Genomic DNA, 23,956 nt, shown 5'->3' on the forward strand with positions numbered 1-23,956 from the left:
ACTATGTACATAGAGCCTATACACATATGAGTAAAATTAGCTGCATAGCAGCGCGAATCGGAACGGAGTGTAGACAAAGCACAAGTATCGTGCGGTTTTGAGAATGTGCGTGGGGGTCTGAATAGTTACGATATAAGAATATACAGAGGATAGTCAATGAATGAGATAGAGATATTATTGAATAGAAGGTGGGTTCTCAAATCAGAGGATAAGGAGCTGTATTACAAAGTAAGGGATGCGGTTGGAGAACTGAGAAAATATTCGACGGATAAGCTGGGATGCCAGATTATAGACAATTCAACGCTCGTAAAGATGGAAAAAATACCGGTTGTGCCGGAGCCGTTTATGGGAATAATACAGTTTTCGTCAAAGGAAGAGTATGTTTTTCTGTGTATCCTGCTGATGTTTTTGGAGGATAGGGATGCACAGGAACAGTTTATTTTATCACAGTTCACAGAATATGCAGCTTCAATTATGCCGGGAGAGATAACGGACTGGACTGTGTACACAAACAGGCGCAGGCTCATAAGAGTTCTTAGATTTGCAGTGGAGCAGGGGCTTATCAGTGTGACAGATGGAACGGATGAGCTGTTTATGGATGACGCAGGGGGTGAAGTGCTGTATGAGAACACAGGTGCTTCAAAGTACTTTATGAGAAATTTTCCAAAGGACATTATGGGGTATACATCACCGGATGATTTCAGGGAGAGTGAATGGTTTGATGTCGATGAGGACCGGGGCTTTGCAAGGCGTCACCGAGTATACAAGAGGCTGCTTTTTGCACCGGCTATGTACAGGGAGGATGGTTCAGATGAAGATTTTGAATACCTGAAAAATTACAGAGGCAGGCTCATAGAGGACTTAGAGCAGATGTTTGAATGTCATGTACACATTCACAGAGGCAGTGCTTATTTACTGTCAGGAGAGGATTGCAGAATGGGAACCGTTTTTCCGGGAAACAATTCCATTTCTGATATTCTGCTCATATGCTTTGGGGAAATTCGTAAAAAGATAGAGCAGAAAGAGTGGAAAATATCGCAGGATGAGATGTGTGTTGTGGATAGAATTGCCTTTGAAGCACTTATAAAGAATGTGAAAAAAGATTTCGGCGCAGGATTTTCAAAAATGTATCGAGATATGCCGGAGGGAGAGTTTGTAGAAAATGTTATAGGTGAAATGGAGCGATGGATGTTTATAAAGATGGAAAATGAAACACATCAGATAAAGATTTGTCCGTTAACCGGAAAAATACAGGGAAGTTATCCATCGGATTTCATAGGAGGAAGAGACAATGAACAGTAGGTGGCAGGCAAACAAAATCGGGCTTATAAACTTTTGGTATTATGATGAGCAGGAGTTTCCTTTTGTAAAAGGACGAATCCTGCTTCGTGGCTCAAATGGTTCGGGTAAATCTGTTACAATGCAGAGTGTTGTTCCGTTACTGCTGGATGGAAATATGAGTCCGGAGAGGCTTGATCCATTTGGCTCAAGAGATAGGAAGATGAGCAGCTATCTGCTTGAAGAGGATGACGGCAGAGATGAGAGAACAGGCTATCTTTATCTGGAATTTAAGAGAAAAGACAGCGAGACATATATGACTGTTGGCATGGGAATCCGTGCCAGAAGAGGGAAGCCGCTGGATAAATGGTATTTTGGGCTGACTGATGGACGACGTGTTGGAAAGGATTTTTATCTCTATAAGGATATGGGGGAAAAGGTTACCTTATCCAAAAAAGAGCTTGAAAACAGAATAGGCACAGGCGGCAGAGTAATTGACAGACAGGTTGACTATATGGATTATGTAAATCGTCAGATATTTGGTTTTGATACTCCTGACGAGTATAAAGAGCTGGTGGATTTACTGATTCAGCTTCGTACTCCAAAGCTGTCTAAGGATTTTAAGCCATCTGTAATAAATGATATTTTAAGTGATTCGTTGCAGCCACTTTCAGATGAGGATCTTCGTCCTATGTCTGAGGCAATAGAGAACATGGATACGATGAACATGAATCTGAAAAGCCGCAAAGAGGCAAAACAGGCTGCAGAGAAAATCAATACAGTATTCAATAAATACAATAAGCTTTTGCTTTTTGACAAGGCAGACAGACTGGTGCAGGTGCAGCAGAAGCTTGAGGATGCAGACAAGGCAGGAAAAGAACTGCAGAACAGGTATGAAGCGTGTCTGGAAAATATCAAAGACCTTGAAGCAAAAATAATCAGTATCAATGCCAAAAAGGATACCTTGGAAAAGGAAAGGGAATCTCTTGGAAAAAGTGACGCTTTTGCACTTAAGGAAAGAGAGGCTAAGCTTGGGAAAGAAATATGTGAACATGAGAAAACTATCCGTGAAAAGAATGTATTTCTTTCTTCAAAGGAAGAAAAGTACCGTGATGTAGAGTGTCAGATAAAGGATGAGGAAGACAGGCGGTATGAGAAGGAGAAGGAACTTAATGCATTGCTTGAGGAAATGCAGGATGAGGCGGAAAGAATGTCATTTCAGGAGTTTTCTTTCATGCAGGAGGAGCTCTGTGAGAATATTGAAAACGAGTATAAGTTTGAGCTTCACAGACAACAGTTTGGTATCACAAAAAAGAATATAATTGAAGGAATGAAGCTTCTGGAAGATATCAGACAGCTTGATATACATAAGGAAGAGCTCGTCCAAAAGAGGGAAAAACAGATTCGAGAGCTTGATATGGTACAAAGAAAGATATCAGAGCTTGAGAGTGTGCTTGTCCAGGTAGAGAATGAGTGGAAAGAAGCCCTGTATAAATGGAATGAGGAGAATACAGAGCTTAAGTTAGAAAGAGGGTTTCTCGGAGAGCTTAGTATATTTGCAGATGATTATAATGAAAAGTCGGATTTTGCAATAATACGACGGAAAATCAGTGAAAAATGGACGGATAAAGATTCACAGCTTCAGCTTGCACTTAACTCAAAAAGGGCTGCTATGGATGAAGCTGATTCTGAGCTTGACGAGATAAAAACACAGCTAAAGGAGTGGGAGAATCAGAAGGAACCACAGCCTGAAAGAACCGAAGCTGTCATAAAAAACAGAGACAGACTAAAAGAAGCAGGTATTCCTTATCAGGAATTTTACAAGGTCATAGAGTTTGACACAGGCCTTTCGGACGAAGCGTGCAATCATCTTGAGGAAGCGCTTCTTAAGATGGGAATACTCGATGCAATTGTTGTCGATGAGCAGTATAAGGAGCAGGTTTTAAAGCACGCTGCCGGGTGTGAGGATCACTATCTTTTTGCATCAAAAACTGTAGAAGGAAAGAGTCTTTTAGATGTTCTTGAATTGAATGATGAGGTCAATGATATATTTTCCAATCAGAGGCTTACAAGCATTCTAAGCAATATTTCATATGATGAAGCAAATGATATTTCAGTGATGGCAGATGGAACATATCATATGGGTGTGCTCAACGGAACCATCACAGGGGAATATACGGCAGGATTTTTGGGAACTAAGGCCAGAGAGAGAAACAGACAGCTTAAAATTGCAGAATGTAAAAATAAAATTGCAGCTATTGAAGCACAGATAGATGCGCTGGATGAAGAATGCAATGTCTTGTCACAGAGAAAGAGAAGTATGAAAGAAGAATATGAAAATCTGCCGGATGACAAGGATATGAGAGAAGCACTCAACCTTCTTCTGGAACAGGAGAGGCAGCACTCACAGATTAGAGCTGAAAATGAAAAACTCGATGAGCAGTTGACTATTCTGATGGAAGAAATAAAGGATAAAAGAAAAGCTGCACTTGAGATATCAGAGAAGCTTTATTTAACGTGCTCTTATGATAATTTTGCTGATGCAAAGGAAGCTGCAGAAGAGTATGATAAGGCGTTAGTACGTCTGGCAGCAGTCCATGAGCTGCTTATCAGGAGCATTTCATATATGAAGGAGAGAAGGAGGCATCTTGAAGACCTTGATTATGATATGGATCAGGTCAGATACGATATCAGGGAGAATGAAAAGCTGCTGGATCAAAAGAAGGCTGAGAGAAAATCTATACTTGAACAGCTTGCGCTTACGGATTATGAGGAGATAAAGGAAAGACTGGATGCATGTGTTAACTGGCTTGCGGCATATCCGGCTTTATTAGAAAAAACTGTTGGTCAAAATATGCAGGCGAAGGATGAAGCAGAGGCCATAAAAAATGATAGCCGGGCTATTAATGAAACGATAAGTGATTTAGAAAAAAAGATGGTATTCCTTCAAAAATGTTATACGGATGAATACAATCTGCGTTATGTTACTCTGCCACAGGAGATAACGAATACGGTTAAGGGCATTCGGGATTATCTGAAAACAGATGTTAAGGGAATGGATAAGGAGAGTGTGGTCAGCAGTCTGAATCAGGTTTTTTATGAAAACAGAAGCTTTTTGACAGACTATCAGCTTACACAGAATCATTTGTTTGAGGATGATGATGCAAATGCCGGTGTGGCCGGTTTTTCCGCTAAGCGTCTTGATATATCTGCCAGATATCAGGGTGTTAAGGTTTCGTTTTCCAGTCTTCTGATACACCTGGGTGATGATATTGCAGAGCTTGAAAATCTGATAAAAGACGGAGACAGGGAGCTGTTTGAGGATATTCTGGCAAATACCGTAAGCAGAAAGATCAGGGGCAAAATCAATGCTTCAAATACGTGGGTTCAGAAGATGAACAGCCTGATGAACGGTATGGATACATCGAGCGGACTTAAGCTCAGTCTCAGATGGAGAAGTAAGACCGCAGAAAAGGAAGACCAGCTTGATACAAGAGAGCTTGTTGAGCTTTTAAAGAAGGATTACCGCCTTATGAGTGAGGAGGAAGCGGCAAAGCTTTCGGCACATTTCAGGTCAAAGGTTGAGGAAGCCAGAAGAAATGCGAGAGACAGTGCAGGAATGATATCGTTTTACCAGATTATGAAGGAGACTCTTGATTACAGAAAATGGTTTGAGTTCCAATTGTTTTCGCAGAAAAGTGGAGAGCGTCAGAAGGAACTCACAAACAGCGTATTCGGCACATTTAGTGGTGGCGAAAAGGCTATGTCTATGTATGTGCCTTTGTTTTCCGCTGTTGTAGCAAAGTATCAGGGTGGCAGAGAGGATGCACCGAGACTGATATCGCTTGATGAGGCCTTTGCAGGTGTTGATAATAAAAATATCAGAGACATGTTCAGGCTTATGACTCAGTTTGAGTTTGACTTTATTATAAATTCACAGGTGCTATGGGGAGATTGTGATACACTTGATGCACTTGCAATATATCAGCTTATCAGACCTGAAAATGCAAAGTTTGTGACGGTTATGCCTTATCTTTGGAATGGAAGGAGAAAGGAGCTCCTGGAGGATGAAGAACAGGTTTCACAGAGAGCGGCTGAATTGAATGGATAATCATTTAATGAATGAGAAAAAACAGATTAATGAATGTATAGAATATTTTAGGAATAGCAGTATATGGAAGCGCATATTTAAAGGATTTAAGGAGAAATATTCTTCATATGGACGATTTTCAGGAAAGGTAATTGTCAGAAATCCGGAAGATAATGATATTGAAGAGCTTGAGGGGTTTTTCGGTCAGAATTTTCATGGGAAAAGGAGTATTACCATATCTGCAGAAAAATTTGAAAAAGCACTGAAAAACAGCAGGTTTAAGGAGGTATCTCCCGAAGAAATACTGAATGCATATTTCGGAGAAAGATTACTTGGGAAATCTGAAGTAAAAGCGATACGACAGCAAAGGCTGTCGGAAATCAGGCAGGAGTTCTTTAACCACTATAGGCAGACAGCTGCACATAATATGTTGGAGCAGCTTGAAGTAATTGTTAAAAGAGACAGCCGTTTTTCACAAAATGAAGCTGTAGACAGTATGCTTGAGGCAGTGGAAGAATGGAAAAAAGATATATGGTTTTGCGCTGATGTATATAATAGCCTGCCTTACAGGAGTAATGACAAAATGTATCTGGCGGTATTTGCGGCAAAGCTTACAGGCAATCCTCATGCATTTGATTCTGGCACAAAAGAGGGAGGTATGCTGTATCAGGTAATTCTTATTGATTTGATTAACCGCGGTATGCAGGTAGAGACTTCAGAGCTTTTCCATGCATACAAAAGACAAAAGAGTTATTTTTTGGCAGGCATTATGATAGATGACATATCAAATTACGCTATGCTTTACAATATACATGCATATAAGCCGGACGGCAGTATACATAAAGGAATAGAAGGATTTTTTGAGGAAAAAGATATAGTTCAGCTTACATTAAATGTTATTTCAGAGCTAGACACTGTTGAATGTATTGATAACGAGATTTATATTGTGGAAAATCCTTCCGTGTTCGCAATGCTTTGTGGAAAAAAATCCTGTATGTGTATGAATGGACAGCCGCGTCTGGCTTGTCTCATGATGCTTGAGCTTTTAGCAAAATCCGGTACAAGAGTATATTATTCGGGAGACCTGGATCCGGAAGGTCTTTTGATTGCACAAAAATTATCAGGTTTTTATACCGGAGAATTTAATTACTGGCATATGGAAAAATTGGATTACGATGAGTGTATTTCAAAAGAGATGTTATCAGACAGGAGAGTTAAGATGCTTGATAATATCTCTGATGAAAGACTTTTGGAAGTTGCCTGTGAAATGAGACGATGTATGAGGGCCGGATATCAGGAAAATATAACATATGAGGATTTTCATAATGCGCTTTCTCCTACGTAATTATCAATCAATCACATGATGATTCAGCCATTTTCTTGAGTGGAATCTGGCAGTAAATATAATAGAACGAAGCATCCAGTCGCAAGCCATGCCAATCCACACTGCAATCGGACCAAAGCCCCATACACGGCAGAGGTATATGCACAGGCTTACACGGCAAAGCCACATTGTGCAGCAGGATACAATCATGGAGAATTTCACATCGCCTGCGGCACGCAGTCCATATGGCGGGATGAAGGATGGTACCCAGCAGATTGGCTTGACAATTGTGATAAAGGTAATCATCTCAAAGCAGAGCTGTGCACTGGCAGGTTCCATTCCGGCAAGCATTGTAATGGGCTTTGTGAGTATGAAAATAATCAGACAGCTGGCAATGATTACAACCTCAGACACCAGTGACAGTTTTTTGATATAGTAGACAGCTTCATCCTTTCTGCCGGCACCCAGACACTGTCCTACAACAGTCATAAGACCTATTCCTATTCCGATAGCGGCAATACCATTTAAGTTTTCGAGGATATTGGTCATGGCCTGGGCTGCGATGGCCACGGTTCCAAGAGTGGATACAGTAGACTGGATAGCCAGCTTTCCAAACTGGAACATGCTGTTTTCGATTCCTGATGGGATACCGATGAGCAGGATTTTTTTAATCAGGCCCCATTCAGGGCGTATAGACATATAGTTCTTTATGAAAATCGGTTCATTTTCCCTTCGAAGCTGTATGATAACGACAATCGCGCAGAATATTCGGGATATGAGAGTGGAAATAGCAGCTCCCTCAACACCCATGCCGAAGCCGAAAATCAGAATAGCGTTGCCTCCGATATTCATAAAGTTTGAAATAACAGATATGACCATAGGATTGCGACTGTTATTCTGTGCGCGCATAATGGACGCGCCGGCATCATAGAGACCTATAAAAGGAAATGACAGCAATGTAAAAAAGAAATAAACCTGTGAGTTCCTCATTACATCAGCTTCAACAGCGCCAAATATGGCACGAAGCAGCAACTTTCCTGTTATCAGACAAAAAGCAGATAAAAGTACAGATAGAAATGCCATGACAAAAAATACCTGTCGTGCAGCATGGCGGGCACATTTTGTATTGTGACTTCCCAGATACTGTGAACAGAGAATCGCACCACCGGCGGCAAGCGCTGAAAGTGCCTGTATGACAAGGATATTGATTGAGTCTACAAGCGAGACCGCTGAGATAGCTGCAGAACCTACGTTGCTGACCATCATTGTATCTACAGTTCCCATAAGAGAGGCCAATAGCTGCTCTATTATAATCGGAACCAAAAGCTTTCGAAGCTGAGTATTTGTATAAATATGATTGGTTGTAGTATGCAGGTTTGCTGTTTTTATTTTATCTGAATGTAAATTTGTCATATCTGATTACCTTTATAACTGTATATTTTACGTGTTTAGGTTAGTACGATAAATTCGTAATGTCAATAAGGAATATTTAAAGTGCTGGCAAAGTGTTAGTAATAAAATTATTTAAAATGTCAGTAACTTCTATTTTTTGAACAATATTGCACAATCCTCTTTTATTTTGAACCAAAAAGTTATACAATAGTACCATAGTAAAAGGCATCAAAACTAATTCCAAAATTAAATCACGAGAGGTATCAACATGAAAAAAGCAAAGAAACCACCTCTGTACAAAAGCTTCGGCTATGCCTTCGAGGGCATATTTACATGCATCAGAAATGAGCGCAATATCAAGATACACTGCACTGTCGCGATACTTGTAGTGATAGCAGGAACGGTACTTGGGATAACACCGACTGAGTGGTGCATCTGTCTGACGCTGTTTGGACTGGTGATAGCCCTGGAGCTGGTCAACACTGCGATTGAGTCAGTTGTAGATTTGGTAACGACAGAGCGAAAGCCGCTTGCCAAGGCAGCTAAGGACACGGCAGCAGGAGCTGTGCTTGTGGCAGCAATAATGGCTGCGATAGTTGGACTTATCATTTTTGTGCCAAGGATTGTTTCTTTATTATGATTAATCATGTATGAGCAGCGAATATTTTTGATGTTCTTTATAAGGAGCTTATTCAGAACAATCAATTTTAAATAACAGGGAGGATTTTACCATGGAAAGACTTACAGACGGATTAAAGAAGATTTTACTTGCAGGAATAGGAACAGTGGCAGTGACTGCTGAGAAATCAAAGGAAGTGCTTGATGAGATGGTCAAGAGAGGTGAGCTGACTGTCGAGCAGGGCAAGGTGCTCAATCAGGAGCTTAAGCACAATATCAAGGACACAGTAAAGAAAAATGTAAATGTATCTGTTAAGCCACAGTCACCAGAGGAGCTCGAGGAGCTTTTGGACAAGATGACACCTGAACAGATACAGGCTTTAAAGAGCAAGCTTGCACAGATGGATGAGGCTGACGTGGATCAAGAAGCTGATGAAAGCGTTTTTGAGGATGAGGACATTGTAACAGATACTTCAGCCGATGGAAAAAGTGCTTCCGGTGGAGAATCACAGACAGCGGATATAAAAATAGAAGCTGAGGACGATAAAGAGGAAAGCGTGAACTAGTATGGATAGCCGCCTGAAGGAGATGACAGCGGTACTTAAGAAGTACAAGCTCACGCATGGACTTACACCCGAAAAATTCAGACTTATATTGCAGGAGCTGGGACCTACCTATATTAAGCTTGGACAGATAATGTCGCTTCACTCGGATATTCTGCCAAAGGAATATTGTGAGGAGCTTATGAAGCTATGCTCAGATGTGGAGCCGATGCCGTTTGAGCAGGTGGAGGCTGTCATAGATGCTTCATTTGGCTATTCATGGAAGGATGTTTTTGCTTCAATAGATAAAAAGCCTCTTGGGGCAGCTTCTATAGCGCAGGTGCACAGGGCCACACTTAAAACCGGTGAGCAGGTGGTTGTGAAGGTGCAAAGGAAGGGCATTCACGAAGTGATGTCAAAGGATATGGCGCTGCTTCACAAGGCGGTTAAGCTTGTGCCGCCCATTTCTATAAAGGGCATTGTGGATTTTGACATGGTGCTTGATGAGATGTGGGCTGTGGCACAGGAGGAGATGAATTTCCTGCTTGAGGCATCCAATATTGAGGAGTTTGCCAGCAATAACAGGGATGTTGCATTTGTAGCCACACCAAAGCTTTACCGCAAGTATACCACATCACATGTACTTGTCATGGAGTATATAAAGGGCTTTAATATCGATGACAAGGAGGGGCTTTTAAAGGATGGATATGATCTTGAGGAGATAGGCAGCAAGCTGATTGACAACTATATCAGGCAGGTGACAGAGGATGGCTTCTTCCATGCGGACCCGCATCCGGGCAATGTAAAGATAAGGGATGGCAAAATTGTCTGGATTGATATGGGCATGATGGGAAGGCTTTCTGAGCATGACAAAAAGGAACTGAGCAATGCTGTTTACGGCATCGCCATGAACGATATCGGCATGATAGAGGATGCGGTGCTTGCAATTGGTGACTTTAAGGGTGAGCCTGACAGGGCAAAGCTGTACAAGGATATCAAAATAATCATAAATAAATACGGCAGTCTGGATATGGGACAGGTCGATGTCGCAGAGTTTATTCAGGAGCTTTTGGAGGTAATGAAGAACAACCGCATTGTTATGCCGCATGGTCTTACAATGCTTGCGAGGGGCATCACTCAGATAGAGGGAGTGCTTGCAGATATTGCACCGGGCGTCAACATGGTTGGGATTGCTTCTGCGAGGATAAAGCAGGAGATGTTTAAGAATTTTGATTTGAAGGGCGAGCTTAAAAAAGCCGGGAAGACAGCATACAAATCAGCTCACCGTTTGGCAGAACTGCCGGAGAGAATGGCGCAGATACTCGAGGAATATCAAAGAGGGCAGACACGCATAAATCTTGACATGCATGCTTCTGATGAGCTTGCGAGGCTTTTACACAGGCTGGTGAGAAATATCGTCATGGGCTTATGGGTTATGGCACTTCTAATCAGCTCAAGCATAGTGTGTACCACAGATATGACACCTAAGATACTTGGCATACCGGCGCTTGGTGTGATGGGATATGTGTTTGCATGCATCATAGTGCTTTATACGATTGTGAAGCATTTCATATCCAGACGATGATAAAAAAGCAGGATTCTGAAATTAATCAGAAATCCTGCTTTTTAATTACGTTATATTATTTCGATGATTTTTTACTCTTTGCTTTTTTATAATCCTCATCAAGATGATACTTGTCCTGATACATGGTGAACTGACCTACAAATGCAGGCTCCTGTCCGGCCTTAAGCTCATTGAGATAATCATGTGTCTCGAATGATGAGTTGTGTGTCTGAATCAGGCATACAGCAATGTTTGAGCAGTGATCCGAAGCTCTCTCACAGTTTGTGATGTAATCTGTGAGGAAAACGCCGAGTCTGCTGTCACATTTGCCCTTCTGAAGACGATCGATATGATGATTTCTAATCTCCTTGGTGAGATCGTCAATAACCTGCTCAAGAGGCTCAACCTTGACTGCCTCTGCCAAATCGTTTTTGCTAAATGCCTCTACAGTGAGAGTGAGAATCTCGCGCAGAGCATTATTGAGCACCGTGAGCTCTTTTCTTGCGTTCTTTGAAAAATCAAGCTTGTTGTCATCAATCTGCTTGGCAAGCTTTGCCATATTTATCGCATGATCTCCGATTCTCTCGAAGTCATTGATTGCATGAAGCATCTTTGAAATCTCGTTGTTGCCGTCCTCAGAAACATCCTTTCCGGATAAGTGAATGAGGAACGTGTCAAGCTGATCCTCTAAGTAATCAAGTTGCTCTTCCATGACTTCAATATCATCAAACTTTGAATCTGAGTAATTGTCAAAGAGGTCTAAAGCATTCTTGAAGCTGTCTCTTGCAAGCTCAGCCATCTCGTTTGTCTTCTCAAGACATTCTTTGACAGCAAGTCCAGGTGAGAGTAAAAGTCTCTCGTCGAGTACAACCTGTCCGTCTGCGTTGTCAGTTGTGACAAGCTTCTTAGCAATCTTTACAAGGAAATTGCTAAACGGAAGAAGGATAATAGTGGTAGCGACGTTGAAGATTGAGTGGAACACCGCAATCATTACAGGAGTGATGCTGTCATTAAATAATGCCAGATCAACAGCATAACGTGCGATACAGTATACTACAAGTCCTATTGCTGTACCGAACAGATTGAAGCTGATGTGGATGATGGATACTCTCTTGGCGTTTTTGTTTACGCCGATTGACGAAAGCAGTGCAGTCACGCATGTACCGATGTTCTGACCCATGATGATCGGGATAGCCATGCTATATGAGATAGCGCCAGTCATGGCTAAAGCCTGCAGCACACCAACTGATGCGGCAGATGACTGGATGACTCCGGTAAATACAGCACCTACAAGCACTCCGAGGAATGGATTGTTAAAGGTGGTGAGCAGTCCGGTAAATTCAGGCATATCTGCGAGTGGTGATACAGCGCCGCTCATGAGCTGCATACCATACATGAGTACGGCAAAACCTGCCATGATGATTCCAACGTCCTTGCGCTTTTCCTTCTTGCTTCCCATAATCATAATCACACCGATAAGCGCGATGACAGGGGAGAAGTTCTCAGGCTTTAACATCGAGATGAACAGATTGTCACTTTCGATACCTGAAAGACTAAGAATCCATGCGGTGAGAGTGGTTCCGATGTTGGAACCCATGATGACACCAACAGTCTGGGCAAGCTCCATGATGCCGGAGTTTACGAGTCCGACAAGCATAACAGTAAGTGCGGATGAGGATTGGATTGCAATAGTGACTATTGCTCCAAAAAATAAGCTCTTGACAGGGTTTGAGGTTACCTCCTTAAGTATCTTTTGGAGATTGCCTCCTGCGAGCTTCTCAAGACTGCCTGACATAACATGCATTCCGAAAAGGAAAAAGGCAAGTCCGCCGCATAACTGCAATATAGAGTAAATGTTCATGTTTACCTCCGTTTGTAAAAATAATTTGTTTTACTATTTGCTCCAGTTATACATATTTAGTTTACACAAAACACATATAACATAACATAATTTTTACATTCTATCAATATAATCTGAAATTTTAATAAAAAAAGTGATATTCACTTTTGAAAACATTTTAAAATTTATGTATATTTATGTTTTCTTTTGTTTACTTTTGAAGAAAAACGTTGTACAATTACAGTATAATAATTTCAGGTAATTATTCAGAAATTTACATTACAAGGTGGAGGTATATTATGTCAGACGTAAAAAGTGTTATTGAAAGCGGCAGGGCTGTGCTCGGAATAGAGTTCGGTTCTACCAGAATAAAGGCGGTGCTTATCGGGGAGGACCATGCTCCTATAGCCACAGGTGCCCATGATTGGGAAAACATGCTTGTGGACGGCATCTGGACATACAGCCTGGATATGATTTGGGAGGGCATTTCAGACTGCTACAGTAAAATGGCGCAGGATGCAAAGGAAAAGTATGGAGTTACCATCAAAAAGCTTGCGGCAATCGGTATTTCCGGCATGATGCACGGCTATCTGCCTTTTGACAAGGAGGATAATCTGCTTGTGCCATTTCGGACATGGAGAAATACCATCACAGGTGAGGCTGCAGCAGAGCTTACTGAGGTGCTTGGCTTTAATATTCCGCAGAGGTGGAGCATAGCGCATCTGTATCAGGCTATATTAAATAAAGAAGAGCATGTATCAAAGATATCATATTTCACAACATTGGCAGGCTATATTCACTGGCAGCTCACAGGTGAAAAGGTCATGGGTGTCGGTGAGGCATCAGGCATGTTTCCTATCGATTCGAAGACCAGGGATTATGATGCGGCAATGCTTGATAAATTTGCAGCATTAGATAAGGTAAAAGAATATCCATGGGATATAAGAGACATTCTGCCAAAGGTGCTTACGGCTGGAGAAAAGGCAGGTACGCTGACAGAGGAAGGAGCTAAAAGGCTTGATGTAAGCGGCAATCTGGAGAGCGGTATATTGCTTGCACCGCCTGAGGGAGACGCAGGTACGGGAATGGTCGCAACCAATTCTGTTGCAGTGCGTACCGGAAATGTATCAGCGGGCACATCTGTATTTGCTATGGTGGTGCTTGAAAAGGCGCTTAAGGCAGTTCATGAGGAGCTTGATATGGTCACCACACCATCGGGAGATGCGGTAGCTATGGTGCACTGCAACAACTGTACGTCAGATTTAAATGCATGGGTGGGATTATTCAAGGAATTTTCAGAGCTGTTTGGCATGGATATAGATATGAATGACATATATGGAAAGCTCTACAACAATGCACTTACAGCCGATAAGGACTGTGGCGGCCTTGTAGCCTTTAACCTTTTCTCGGGAGAGCCTGTTATCGGACTCAACGAGGGCAGACCTATGTTTGCCAGAAAGCCGGATGCAAGGATGAATCTTGCAAACTTTATGCGCACACACCTCTATGCGAGTCTTGCAACACTAAAAATCGGCTGTGATATTCTCTTTAAAGAGGAAAAAGTAAAGGTAGACACACTTTACGGTCATGGTGGTCTGTTCAAGACAAAGGGTGTGGGCCAGAGCATACTTGCAGCAGCCATGGATGCACCGGTTGCGGTCATGGAGACAGCCGGAGAGGGCGGTCCGTGGGGAATGGCAGTGCTCGCAGCATATATGGTGAATAAAGCAGATGGAGAGCCTTTGGAAAAATATCTTTCAGACAGGGTATTTAATGGCGAAAAGGGCATAGTAATGCAGCCGGACCCTGACGATGTAAAGGGCTTTGATGAGTACATAAATACATATAAGGCGGCAATTGAGGCAGAGCGTGCCATGGTAAAGGCTCTTCCACTGTAATAGTAGTGACAAAGCACGAGTATCGTGCGCTCTTGCGAATGTGCGTGGGATGGTTCTGAATAGTTACGAAACTTCAATATAATGAATAGAAATGCAGTAAAAATAATAAGAGAGGAACAGAATATGCTTGAAGAATTAAAGAAACAGGTTTACGAAGCAAACATGGAGCTCCCAAGAAGAGGGCTTATCACATATACATGGGGCAATGTCAGTGGAATTGACAGGGAAACAGGCTATTTTGTCATCAAGCCAAGTGGAGTGGATTATGATGTGCTCACCCCTGATGATATGGTAGTCATGGATCTTGAAGGAAATAAGATAGAGGGAAAATACAAGCCTTCGTCAGACACTGCAACACACTTAGAACTCTACAAAAAGTATCCGGATATCGGAGGAATTGTACATACGCATTCACCTGAGGCAGTTGCATGGGCACAGGCCGGCAGGGATATCCCGCTCTACGGCACCACTCACGCAGACTATTTCCTGGGCTCAATTCCATGTGCGAGAAATCTCACCACAGAGGAAATCAACGAAGCCTATGAGAAAAATACAGGTCTTGTCATCATAGAGACCTTTGAGAACAGAAAAATCAATCCTGTATACACACCGGCTGTGCTCTGTCAGAATCACGGACCGTTTGCCTGGGGAAAGGATGCGGCTGAGGCTGTGCACAACGCCGTTGTCCTTGAGGAAGTGGCAAAGATGGCCAGACTCACAGAGTCAGTAAATCCTGACGTGAAGCCAGCCCCGGACAACATAAAGGAGAAGCATTTCTACCGTAAGCATGGTGCTAACGCATACTATGGCCAGAACTGATTTGTAGCTGTTATACGTGGCCTAAGTGCCGGTTTACGTGGCGCATAACGCCTTGCCCCGCCGTTCATGGCGGGGCATTTTTGCGTGTGAAGCATAATTCTACAGCCACTTAACAGCAAAGCGTAGCTCTTATGGAAGTCCGTGTGCGCCACCGCTTTGCGGGGCTTACGGCCCGTAGTATTAGCCATATTTTTAATGTATTTTGTGTTTACATAGCACAAAAAATGTGCTAAATTTTTATGTAAAGTACAGACTCAAATGACTGTAAATAAGACATAAGGTGGTTGATAGAATGGTACTGGCAGTTGAAATAATAGTCTGCTGCTTAATATTTGGCATATACAGAGTAATACGGATAAAGCGGGATCCGGCATATAAGATAAGTAATATGCCCGAGAAACTGCAGAAAAAGGTCATGCATATGCGTGGCTACAGGAATCGGAATATCCGTATCATGACAGACTGGGAGAAGTTTGTAAAGAAGATCCCGGCACTTATATTCTGGATGATAGCGCTTGTCATACTGACATCAATAGCAGGGGCAACAAGCTTTTCAACGGGCTTTGTGTTTGCGCTTTTGATATGGATGGCAGTCCTATTGTTTCTTGAACTGGTAGTATACTGTGGCTGGTATGCACATACACCGAAGGTGTGGATAAAGGGCACCGAGGATATGGCGAAAAAGACATATACCAATTATGCACATTATATCGGGCTGATACCACAGAGAGCTCTGATGGGAATAGTGGTTGCTATTATAGTGGGTCTTGTGATAGATATGATTCCAAGGCTTGATAACAACAATTATTCGCCGAAATATACAGAGATAGAGGATACCTTACAGGCAGCCTGTGACAATTACAGGATTCCGGGCATGGCTGTTGAGGTGGTAGATGCAGAGGGCGTGCTTTTCTCCGGTACATATGGGGATTGCAAGAGCCTTGACACACCGTTTATCACCGGTTCACTCAGCAAGTCGTTTACTGCGGCATGCATCATGAAGCTGTATGAGGGAGGACATCTGAATATTGACAGCCCGGTAAATCCTTATCTGGATGCAGCTGAGGTATTCAAAAATCCAAAGGATGCGACAAGGATTACAATAAGACAGCTGCTAAATCACACCAGCGGACTTGGCGTGTACCAGCATGTGGGAAATGCAAAGATTGTTGGCAAAAATGGAGAATATACCTATGCGAATGTCAATTATGACATACTTGGGCTTATAGTGGAAAAAGTATCAGGTGTTAGCTACAGCGATTATCTGACAGCGACATTTTTTTCACCACTTGGCATGACTCACAGCAGCGCATCCTATGCAAAAGCGAAGGAGGATGGTCTGATTACAGGCCACAACAATTATTTCGGTTTTTCGGTGGAAAGCGATGTGAAGTATCCGCTCAGCGATTCGTGGTCCACTGTACCGGCGGGATATATTGCATCCAGCGCAAATGATATGGGAAAATATCTGCAGATGTATCTGCGTGGCGGCTATGGAATACTCTCTGACAAGAGCCTTGGCACAATGTTTCGGGTAACGGTTCCTATGGATGAGTCCGGTGAGACAGGCTATGGTATGGGCTGGGTACGTTCGGATAAATATGTCGAGACAGTGTACAATCATACAGGTCTCACGGAAAACTATATCGCAGACATGTATCTGCTTCCGGAGAGCGGTGTGGGCGTTGTATTCCTCGCAAATACCAATGACTATATGGTAACAAACAATCTGATGAACAAGGTAACCTCAAAGGTTGTGATGACGCTTATGGGATATGCAACAGACGAGCTTGACCCAAAGGATTATGTCGATGCGCACCTGTTCTATGACCTTGTTTTTGCAGCATTTATATTGGTTGCGCTGATGGAGATTATCAAGTCGCACAAATGGAGAACAGACAGTAGCGGAAACCTGATAGCAAATATTTTCCTGCATCTGTTTTTGCCGGTGGGCATAGTTATTGCGCCTATTGTCGGAGGTATACCATACTGGGTAATAAAGGATTATGTTCCTGATTTGTTTATTGTTTCATGCCTGAGTGTAGTACTTCTTGCAATAGGTGGAATCTTGAAGCTTAAAAACAGGAGAAATTCATAAGATAAAAGCAGAAGAAATAGAAATGCGGCTACTGTAATATGTAGCCGCATAATTTTTTGACAATAGCATCGTGGGAGGAGTCACAGCACACTCCGACAGTACATGAAGAGTATAGGCCGGAGGCTTTGACAAATTCATTGTCATCCGCTGAAAGCCTGATACCACAAGGATATTCCTTACCATCTATTGTCGCATATGTAAGCTTGTCCTTATATTTTTCAAGGACGGCTTTATCCAGATATTTGCTTATATCTTCAAAGCAGACATTTTTGGCGTAATAATCAAAGGTCTTATCATCCATAAAGCATATATCGTATTCGTTAGAAGCAAAGTATGCTGTGAGGACTGCCATGTTCTGATAGTCTAAGCCGTTTTTGTCTACATTGACACAGATATTTTTGTTTAAGGCAATTTCATCCTTTGACAAATCATAGCCGTTATCTGTGAGAAAGTCATTGAAAATATCGGCGCCGCTGTCCTCTGTGGTACTGTTTTCTACATTTACGCATAATACGCTCAAAACAGTATTTTTCTGCGCAAGCCGACCGTGAATAAAGGATGTGACTGCTATGATTCCGATAATGACAAGAAATATCGGTATTTTGTAATAGTCCCATATATATTGTATTTTCTGACTGAATGTCAGCTCCTTAAAAGGTGTCTTTTGTTCCATGATTTTATCTCCCTCTGATATGATGTGCTGCAATTTAAGAATATTATAATGTAATTTATAGAAATTTACCAATAAACATTCTATTAACTGCCTTTTTCTTTTTAGATTATTATGCTATAATGAGCCAAAACACAGATAATACAAAAGGAGAATAATATGAAAGCAAGCCACAGAAAAGATGTTATAATTGCCAGACTGATTTTTGCAGCAATGTGCCTTTTTCTAATTGCTATAATTGCTGTCATAGTAATCAATGTTACGTCCAAAAACGGCAAAAAGAATGAGCCGGGCAATGTAAAGCAGAATGTAGTTAGTGAAAGTGGAAATGAAAGTGAAAATGACACGGAGTTTGAATCGGCATATCTGCCACAGCAGACAACCGAAAATACCGAAAAGAACTATGTCACCACTACAAGCAGCATAAATATGAGAGAGCAGGCGGACAAAAATGCCAAAATCATAACTGTCATCGGTCCGGATGTAAAGCTTGAATTTGTGTCAGAGGATAACGGATGGACACAGGTTGTGTTCCAGGGACAGACAGGTTATGTATGCTCCGACTACGTCAAGTCAGATATGACTGACGCTGCAGCAGACACAAATACAACAGACACAAACACAACAGATGGTGGAACGGCTGACCAGGGCGCAGCAGATGGCAGTGCAGCAGGAGCGGCAGACGGCGCTTCACAGCAGTAGAAATATTATGAGGTAATACATATATGACAGGAATTATATGGGCATGCGTTGCAACACTTCTTGCAGCGTGTGCGCCTATTTTGGCCAAAGCGGGGACCAAAAAGACTGACCAGACATTGTCAGGCAGTATAGCCGGAATTGTGCTCTGTGTGGTGATATTTTTTTATGCAAAACCACAGATATTTGCAGAAAGCTCAGGCTTACTGGGGCAGAAAAGCATAATATTTGTGCTTTTGGCGGGACTTGTAACAGGACTTTTTGGAATATGTTTTTTTAAAGCCTTACATGAAGGTGTTACATCAGGCGTTGTGACGATAGTCAGGTGTAGCTATGTGATAACACTTGCAGCAGGAGTGTTCATTTTTCATAGCAGCATGTCTGTAAAGGATTATATAGTTATTGCGCTTATGATTGCCGGAGCGGTTGTTCTGAATCTGGATGAAAAAAAGGCAGCATTTTCACTTCTTGCATCAGTATGCGCGGCCGGTGCAGTAATACTTATAAAGTATAGCGGTGTTCAGACAGACCGAAGCGTCATAGCCTTTTGGTGTGTGTTAATAGGAGCGGTTGTGCTGGTGATTTACACAATTGCACGGGGAGGCACCAGAAAAATCAAATCGATGTCATTTGTCGATGGAATCTGTCTTATTCTGGCAGGAATAGCGTTTCCGGTGTCACATGATTTTTATAACAGGGCACTGGGCATGGCAGGAGGTATTGCCACATATATTTTTAATATGGTGCTTCTTGTGATGATGATTTGCTCGGCGGTCATTCTAAAAGAAAAGATATCAGGAAAGAAGCTTATCGGAGCAGCTCTTTTCATTTTGGCGCTGTTTGTTATGCAACAAACCACGTTCTTTGGCATATAATAATCAAAAATGAGGTTTTTATGGTGCCGTTTTATAAGACATTACCGTTTCTTGATTATTATAAAAATGAAGATGAAAATGCAAAAGACCTTGCGATGACGAAGGAAATGTATCCGGCAGATACATTGCAGTACCAGTCGGCTGTGGAAAACAGACTGGATGAGCTTGAGTATGAGGGAAGCTGGATATATGATGAGTATCCCGACAGACAAAGGCTAAAAGCTGAGGCTGATGCGATTGCAGGACATTTTATAAGTGACCAGAGTGGCGGCTGTTTCATAAAAGCTGTGGTGGGAATGATTTTTAACTGTGAGCTATGCAGGCGCAGATGCAGATACAGAAGGTACCGAAGATTCTGGTAAAAGGACATAATTATATGAGTAAAAAAGTGATAAAACCGATAGTGCTTGTATTAGTATTTATCGCTGCGTTATTTATTTTTTGTATAACAACAAACAAGGGAAATAAGGACATGACAACAAAGCTGGCAGATGCTACTCTGCCTGTCATGTGGTTTAACAATGGCGAAAACAAGATAAATGAGCTGCATGGCTATACAAAGGAGATGAATCCGGCACAGATGAGAGATTCTATTGTGCCGGTAGATGACAGCAGAACGCTGTCCCTGTCAGTTTCAACCTATGGTATGGCAATTGACGGGATATCTTATAAAATCAGAAGCATAGACGGAAAAAGGCTTGTGGCAGATGACGAGGTGGCGAAGTTTTCAAACAAAAATAACACCATACAGGCAAACGTGACAATTCCCAATGTGCTTAGCGAAAATGAAGAGTATCTTATAGTATTTACCATTACAAGCGGCAAGGAAAACATATACTATTACAGCAGAATCATGCAGACAGACGGAGCACAGATTACGAAAATGCTGGAGTTTGTCAGAAAATTTCATGATGAAACATTTTTGAAGGATGATAAATCATATTTTTCGACTTACATGGATGCCACAACAGGTGACAGAAATATCTTGAATTATGTGGATCTTACATCAACAGTCAGCCAGATTACATGGGGAAATCTCAATGCAACACAGTATTCGGAGCCAGAGATAGCATTCGAAGAGATAAATGATTATTATGATGTTGTAACCATAGATTATGTGATGAGTAATGTGGATGATGAAGGCCAGACGGAATACTATAATGTGAGAGAGTATTTCAGGCTGCGCTCTACAGAGAGCCGTATGTATGTGCTCAATTATGAGAGAACGGCAAATCAGATTTTTAACAGTGAGAACAGCTTCCTGTCAGACAAGGGCAATATAATGCTTGGCATCGGAAATAAAAATCTTGAGTACAGGACAAATGAGGCCGGCAATGTAGTCTGCTTTGTCCAGGAGGGCGATTTGTATTCATATGATACAGCCAACGATGAAATTATAAAAGTGTTCAGCTTCAGAGACGCTGAGGGTGTTGATGCGCGTGAGAACTGGAATCATCATGATATAAAGATTATCAGGGTTGACGAGGCCGGCAGCATTGATTTTGTAATTTATGGTTATATGAACAGAGGTGACCATGAGGGTGAAGTGGGGACCGCGGTATACCATTATGACGGACTTGCCCATACGGTTGAGGAGGAGGCGTTTATCCCATCAGCTTCTTCATATGAAGTACTTAAGGCAGAAATGGGAAAAATGCTTTATCTGAACGAAAACAGTGAGCTTTATCTCATGATGAATGACAGTCTTTATAAGGTTGATCTGGGAAATATGTCCATCAAAAAGATAGTTGAAAATCTGGCAACCGGATGCTATGCGGCATCTGACAGTAATCAGTATTTTGCATGGGTTGAGGAAAAAAATCAGTATGCGAGCAACACGATAAATCTTATGGATTTAAAGAGTGGCAAGACCTATGAAGTGAAAAAGGATGGGGACTGTTATCTGCGTCCGCTTGGCTTTATAGGCGAGGACCTCATATATGGCACGGCAAATGCGGCTGATGTCATAGCTGATGCAGCAGGTAATACGACTTTTCCGATGAACAGTGTGACAATTATGAGCTCGTCAGACAGGTCTGAATTAAAGACATATACACCGGCAAGCGGATATGTTGAAAAAATATCGGTTGACGGTTATACAATAACAATTGATCTTATTGCACCGAATAATGGAGTATATTCAGAGATCGGCCAGGATACAATTATGAACAGGGAGGCTGATTCAAAACAGAAGGTATCGTTGGAGCAAAGCCAGTCTGATACAAAGCTTACAACACGCGTAATCGCACTGACCGATGCACAAAAGCCGGAAAAGGTAAAGCAGCTGACAGCGCAGCCGACCATAAGCTCAAAGGATACAACCGTGACGCTTGAGCAGGATGAAAATGTGGAGCGTTTCTATGTGTATGCAAAGGGTGAGGTGACGGCAGCAACTGATAATGTATCCGATGCGATAAAGCAGGCTAACGACAATATGGGAGTTGTTGTTGATAATAATCAGCAGTATGTGTGGATGAGAGCCAGAAAGAATGCGGTAAATGCCTTTACAAATATTTCAGCCAATGAAACAGACAGGGATGCCGGTTCAGTGGTCAAGGCGGTCAGCGCCATGCTTGGATATAATGATGTGACAGTGAGTGTGTCAGAGCTTATAAACTCCGGAAACAGTGTGGTTGATGTGCTCAAAAATAATCTGTCCGACAAAGAGATATTGGATTTGCAGGGAGTAACCTCAGAGGATATTTTGTTTTATGTCAGCCGGGGCAATCCGGTGTTTGCGATGACAGGAAATTCATCTGCTGTACTTGTGACAGGATACTCAGCTACAGGTACATTGTATTATTATAATCCGGATAACGGAGCTACAGAGGCAAAGAGCTTTGAGGATGCAGATAAGATGTTCTATAACGGAGGGCTGCATTTTATCACATACATGGCCAAATAAATCAATAAACTATTGTGAAAATGCCTATTTTATTGTATTAAAAGTAATACATTTAGGTAATGTTTAACAGAAATCTGGTAAGGCATTGAAAAGCTGATACAATTGGGCTATATTAAATAAGTGTGAAACTAGTTTAAACGTGAGTTTTAAGGAGAACGTATGAGTAAGAAAAGTATTGTCGTAACAAAAGTATCTGAGGGTCATGACAATCCAATTGCAGAGCTTGTTCAGGTGGCGTGCAAGTTCGACAGCGAGATTACATTGGAAAGTGAGAACCGCAAGATTAATGCCAAGAGTATTATGGGAATTATGGCATTTAATCCTTCAGATGGAATGAATGTTGATATCGTTACAAAGGGTGACGATGAGCAGGAAGCATTAGTAGCAATTGAAAACTTTTTAGTATGTGAATAAGTGCGCGTGAGGAGGAAAATAGTATGCGTAAAAAGAATAATTCAAAGACAATGAAGCAGGTAGTAGCACCGGTTGAGACAAAAAAAGAAGAAGTAAAGACATCTGTAGCGTCAGAGCCAAAGACTGATGTAAAGAATGAAGTAGAAAAAGCCGTAGAGAAGACAACAGAGAAGGTTGAGAAGGCAGTAGAGAAGACAACAGAGAAGGTTGCTGAGAAAGCGGCTGAGGTTAAGGCAGATATCAAGGAAACTGTTAAGAAGACAACAGTAAAAGCTACAAAGGCTGCAAAGAAAGAGCCTGTAAAGCCTGAAATTATCGTTCAGTACCAGAACAGCGAGGTTGACACAGCAGCTATCGAGGAGCGTGTTAAGGCTCAGTTCGTTGCAGAGGGACATAAGGCAGGTTTCATCAGAAAGCTCAGCATCTACATCAAGCCTGAGGAATATTCTGCATACTATGTTATCAATGATAAGTTTTCTGGTCGTGTAGATTTATTCTAATCAGATATAATCAAATAATCAGAAATACATATTTATCAAGCGTAAATAAAAAGCCGATGCATTCGTTTAAATACGATGTATCGGCTTTTTTATGGTGCAGTGGCGCATATAAAAAATACTGTCAGAGCTTTCGTCTGAACAGTACGTAAAAAGGGCAGCAAAAAAGCGGGTGATGGGAATCGAACCCACGTATCCAGCTTGGAAGGCTGGTGTTCTACCATTGAACTACACCCGCATAGGAATATTTAATTTGTTGTATAATGCCCAGTTCCGGAATCGAACCAGAGACACACGGATTTTCAGTCCGTTGCTCTACCAACTGAGCTAACTGGGCTTGTCTCACAACAAAAAATATTTTACACGATTTGTATGTGGATGTCAATATAAAATTTCGAGAATTATTATATTTAATAAACAATTCTGGATAGTT

Annotated in this window: 18 protein-coding genes and 2 tRNA genes; 15 read left to right on the forward strand and 5 right to left on the reverse strand. The window is 41.8% G+C overall.

Annotated features, from left to right (window positions below):
* The first annotated feature begins 156 nt into the window (after positions 1–156).
* Genes ACTQ1L_RS07255 through ACTQ1L_RS07265 form a run of 3 tightly spaced genes read left to right on the forward strand, consistent with a single transcriptional unit; the run spans position 157 to position 6,713 of the window.
* Entirely contained in the window at positions 157–1,302 is a 1,146-nt protein-coding gene (locus ACTQ1L_RS07255) for a TIGR02678 family protein (protein WP_441366280.1), read from the forward strand.
* Positions 1,292–5,389 carry a TIGR02680 family protein gene (locus ACTQ1L_RS07260; RefSeq protein WP_441366282.1) on the forward strand — a complete coding sequence of 1,366 codons (4,098 nt, stop codon included), beginning with the start codon at positions 1,292–1,294 and terminating at the stop codon, positions 5,387–5,389. The genes ACTQ1L_RS07255 and ACTQ1L_RS07260 overlap by 11 nt, the downstream gene beginning before the upstream one ends.
* Positions 5,382–6,713, forward strand: coding sequence for a TIGR02679 domain-containing protein (locus ACTQ1L_RS07265; RefSeq protein WP_441366284.1), 1,332 nt, complete (start codon positions 5,382–5,384; stop codon positions 6,711–6,713). Before ACTQ1L_RS07260 ends, ACTQ1L_RS07265 begins: the two co-directional genes overlap by 8 nt.
* Positions 6,714–6,716: 3 nt before the next feature.
* On the opposite strand, the gene ACTQ1L_RS07270 is transcribed toward ACTQ1L_RS07265, so the two are convergent.
* Entirely contained in the window at positions 6,717–8,105 is a 1,389-nt protein-coding gene (locus ACTQ1L_RS07270; protein ID WP_441366286.1) for an MATE family efflux transporter, read from the reverse strand.
* A gap of 247 nt (positions 8,106–8,352) precedes the next feature.
* Between ACTQ1L_RS07270 and ACTQ1L_RS07275 the strand changes: the two genes are divergently transcribed.
* The 3 genes from ACTQ1L_RS07275 to ACTQ1L_RS07285 all read left to right on the forward strand — a co-directional run bounded on the left by ACTQ1L_RS07275 (position 8,353) and on the right by ACTQ1L_RS07285 (position 10,829).
* The gene (locus ACTQ1L_RS07275) at positions 8,353–8,724 is read left to right on the forward strand and encodes a diacylglycerol kinase family protein (protein WP_441366287.1); all 372 of its coding nucleotides are present in this window, start codon (positions 8,353–8,355) and stop codon (positions 8,722–8,724) included.
* Between the two features lie 91 nt (positions 8,725–8,815).
* The gene (locus ACTQ1L_RS07280; protein WP_015569060.1) at positions 8,816–9,268 is read left to right on the forward strand and encodes a phasin family protein; all 453 of its coding nucleotides are present in this window, start codon (positions 8,816–8,818) and stop codon (positions 9,266–9,268) included.
* 1 nt (position 9,269) lies between these two features.
* Positions 9,270–10,829: an ABC1 kinase family protein gene (locus tag ACTQ1L_RS07285; RefSeq protein ID WP_441366290.1), complete on the forward strand. Its 1,560-nt coding sequence runs from the start codon at positions 9,270–9,272 to the stop codon at positions 10,827–10,829.
* Between the two features lie 55 nt (positions 10,830–10,884).
* On the opposite strand, the gene ACTQ1L_RS07290 is transcribed toward ACTQ1L_RS07285, so the two are convergent.
* Complete coding sequence (locus ACTQ1L_RS07290) at positions 10,885–12,669, reverse strand: Na/Pi cotransporter family protein (protein ID WP_441366292.1); 1,785 nt, start codon at positions 12,667–12,669, stop codon at positions 10,885–10,887.
* Positions 12,670–12,947: 278 nt separating this feature from the next.
* On the opposite strand from ACTQ1L_RS07290, the gene ACTQ1L_RS07295 reads away from it, so the two are divergent.
* From ACTQ1L_RS07295 to ACTQ1L_RS07305, 3 genes are all read left to right on the forward strand, one after another.
* Positions 12,948–14,546, forward strand: coding sequence for a xylulokinase (locus ACTQ1L_RS07295; RefSeq protein ID WP_015515684.1), 1,599 nt, complete (start codon positions 12,948–12,950; stop codon positions 14,544–14,546).
* 123 nt (positions 14,547–14,669) lie between these two features.
* The gene (locus ACTQ1L_RS07300; RefSeq protein ID WP_012741574.1) at positions 14,670–15,365 is read left to right on the forward strand and encodes an L-ribulose-5-phosphate 4-epimerase; all 696 of its coding nucleotides are present in this window, start codon (positions 14,670–14,672) and stop codon (positions 15,363–15,365) included.
* A gap of 292 nt (positions 15,366–15,657) precedes the next feature.
* Positions 15,658–17,463 carry a serine hydrolase domain-containing protein gene (locus ACTQ1L_RS07305; protein WP_441366294.1) on the forward strand — a complete coding sequence of 602 codons (1,806 nt, stop codon included), beginning with the start codon at positions 15,658–15,660 and terminating at the stop codon, positions 17,461–17,463.
* Between the two features lie 28 nt (positions 17,464–17,491).
* Here ACTQ1L_RS07305 and ACTQ1L_RS07310 read toward each other — a convergent pair whose 3' ends face one another.
* Complete coding sequence (locus tag ACTQ1L_RS07310; RefSeq protein ID WP_441366296.1) at positions 17,492–18,136, reverse strand: hypothetical protein; 645 nt, start codon at positions 18,134–18,136, stop codon at positions 17,492–17,494.
* 156 nt (positions 18,137–18,292) lie between these two features.
* Between ACTQ1L_RS07310 and ACTQ1L_RS07315 the strand changes: the two genes are divergently transcribed.
* The 6 genes from ACTQ1L_RS07315 to ACTQ1L_RS07340 all read left to right on the forward strand — a co-directional run bounded on the left by ACTQ1L_RS07315 (position 18,293) and on the right by ACTQ1L_RS07340 (position 23,526).
* Complete coding sequence (locus ACTQ1L_RS07315) at positions 18,293–18,835, forward strand: SH3 domain-containing protein (RefSeq protein WP_441366298.1); 543 nt, start codon at positions 18,293–18,295, stop codon at positions 18,833–18,835.
* Between the two features lie 23 nt (positions 18,836–18,858).
* Positions 18,859–19,707, forward strand: coding sequence for an EamA family transporter (locus tag ACTQ1L_RS07320; protein ID WP_441366299.1), 849 nt, complete (start codon positions 18,859–18,861; stop codon positions 19,705–19,707).
* Between the two features lie 20 nt (positions 19,708–19,727).
* Positions 19,728–20,069 (forward strand): hypothetical protein, encoded by a 342-nt coding sequence (locus ACTQ1L_RS07325; protein WP_441366301.1) that lies wholly within the window; start codon positions 19,728–19,730, stop codon positions 20,067–20,069.
* Positions 20,036–22,612, forward strand: a complete 2,577-nt coding sequence (locus ACTQ1L_RS07330) for a hypothetical protein (protein WP_441366303.1) — start codon at positions 20,036–20,038, stop codon at positions 22,610–22,612. The genes ACTQ1L_RS07325 and ACTQ1L_RS07330 overlap by 34 nt, the downstream gene beginning before the upstream one ends.
* 159 nt (positions 22,613–22,771) lie before the next feature.
* Positions 22,772–23,026: an HPr family phosphocarrier protein gene (locus ACTQ1L_RS07335; protein ID WP_308657191.1), complete on the forward strand. Its 255-nt coding sequence runs from the start codon at positions 22,772–22,774 to the stop codon at positions 23,024–23,026.
* A 23-nt stretch (positions 23,027–23,049) separates the two neighbouring features.
* Positions 23,050–23,526, forward strand: a complete 477-nt coding sequence (locus ACTQ1L_RS07340) for a DUF6465 family protein (RefSeq protein WP_441366305.1) — start codon at positions 23,050–23,052, stop codon at positions 23,524–23,526.
* A 164-nt stretch (positions 23,527–23,690) separates the two neighbouring features.
* On the opposite strand, the gene ACTQ1L_RS07345 is transcribed toward ACTQ1L_RS07340, so the two are convergent.
* A tRNA-Gly gene (locus tag ACTQ1L_RS07345) sits at positions 23,691–23,761 on the reverse strand.
* A gap of 26 nt (positions 23,762–23,787) precedes the next feature.
* Positions 23,788–23,860: transfer RNA gene (locus tag ACTQ1L_RS07350), tRNA-Phe, on the reverse strand.
* Positions 23,861–23,956: the final 96 nt, after the last annotated feature.

Origin of the sequence: Agathobacter sp. LCP21S3_B2 (assembly GCF_052118705.1) — a bacterium.
Classification (GTDB): Bacteria; Bacillota; Clostridia; order Lachnospirales; family Lachnospiraceae; genus Roseburia.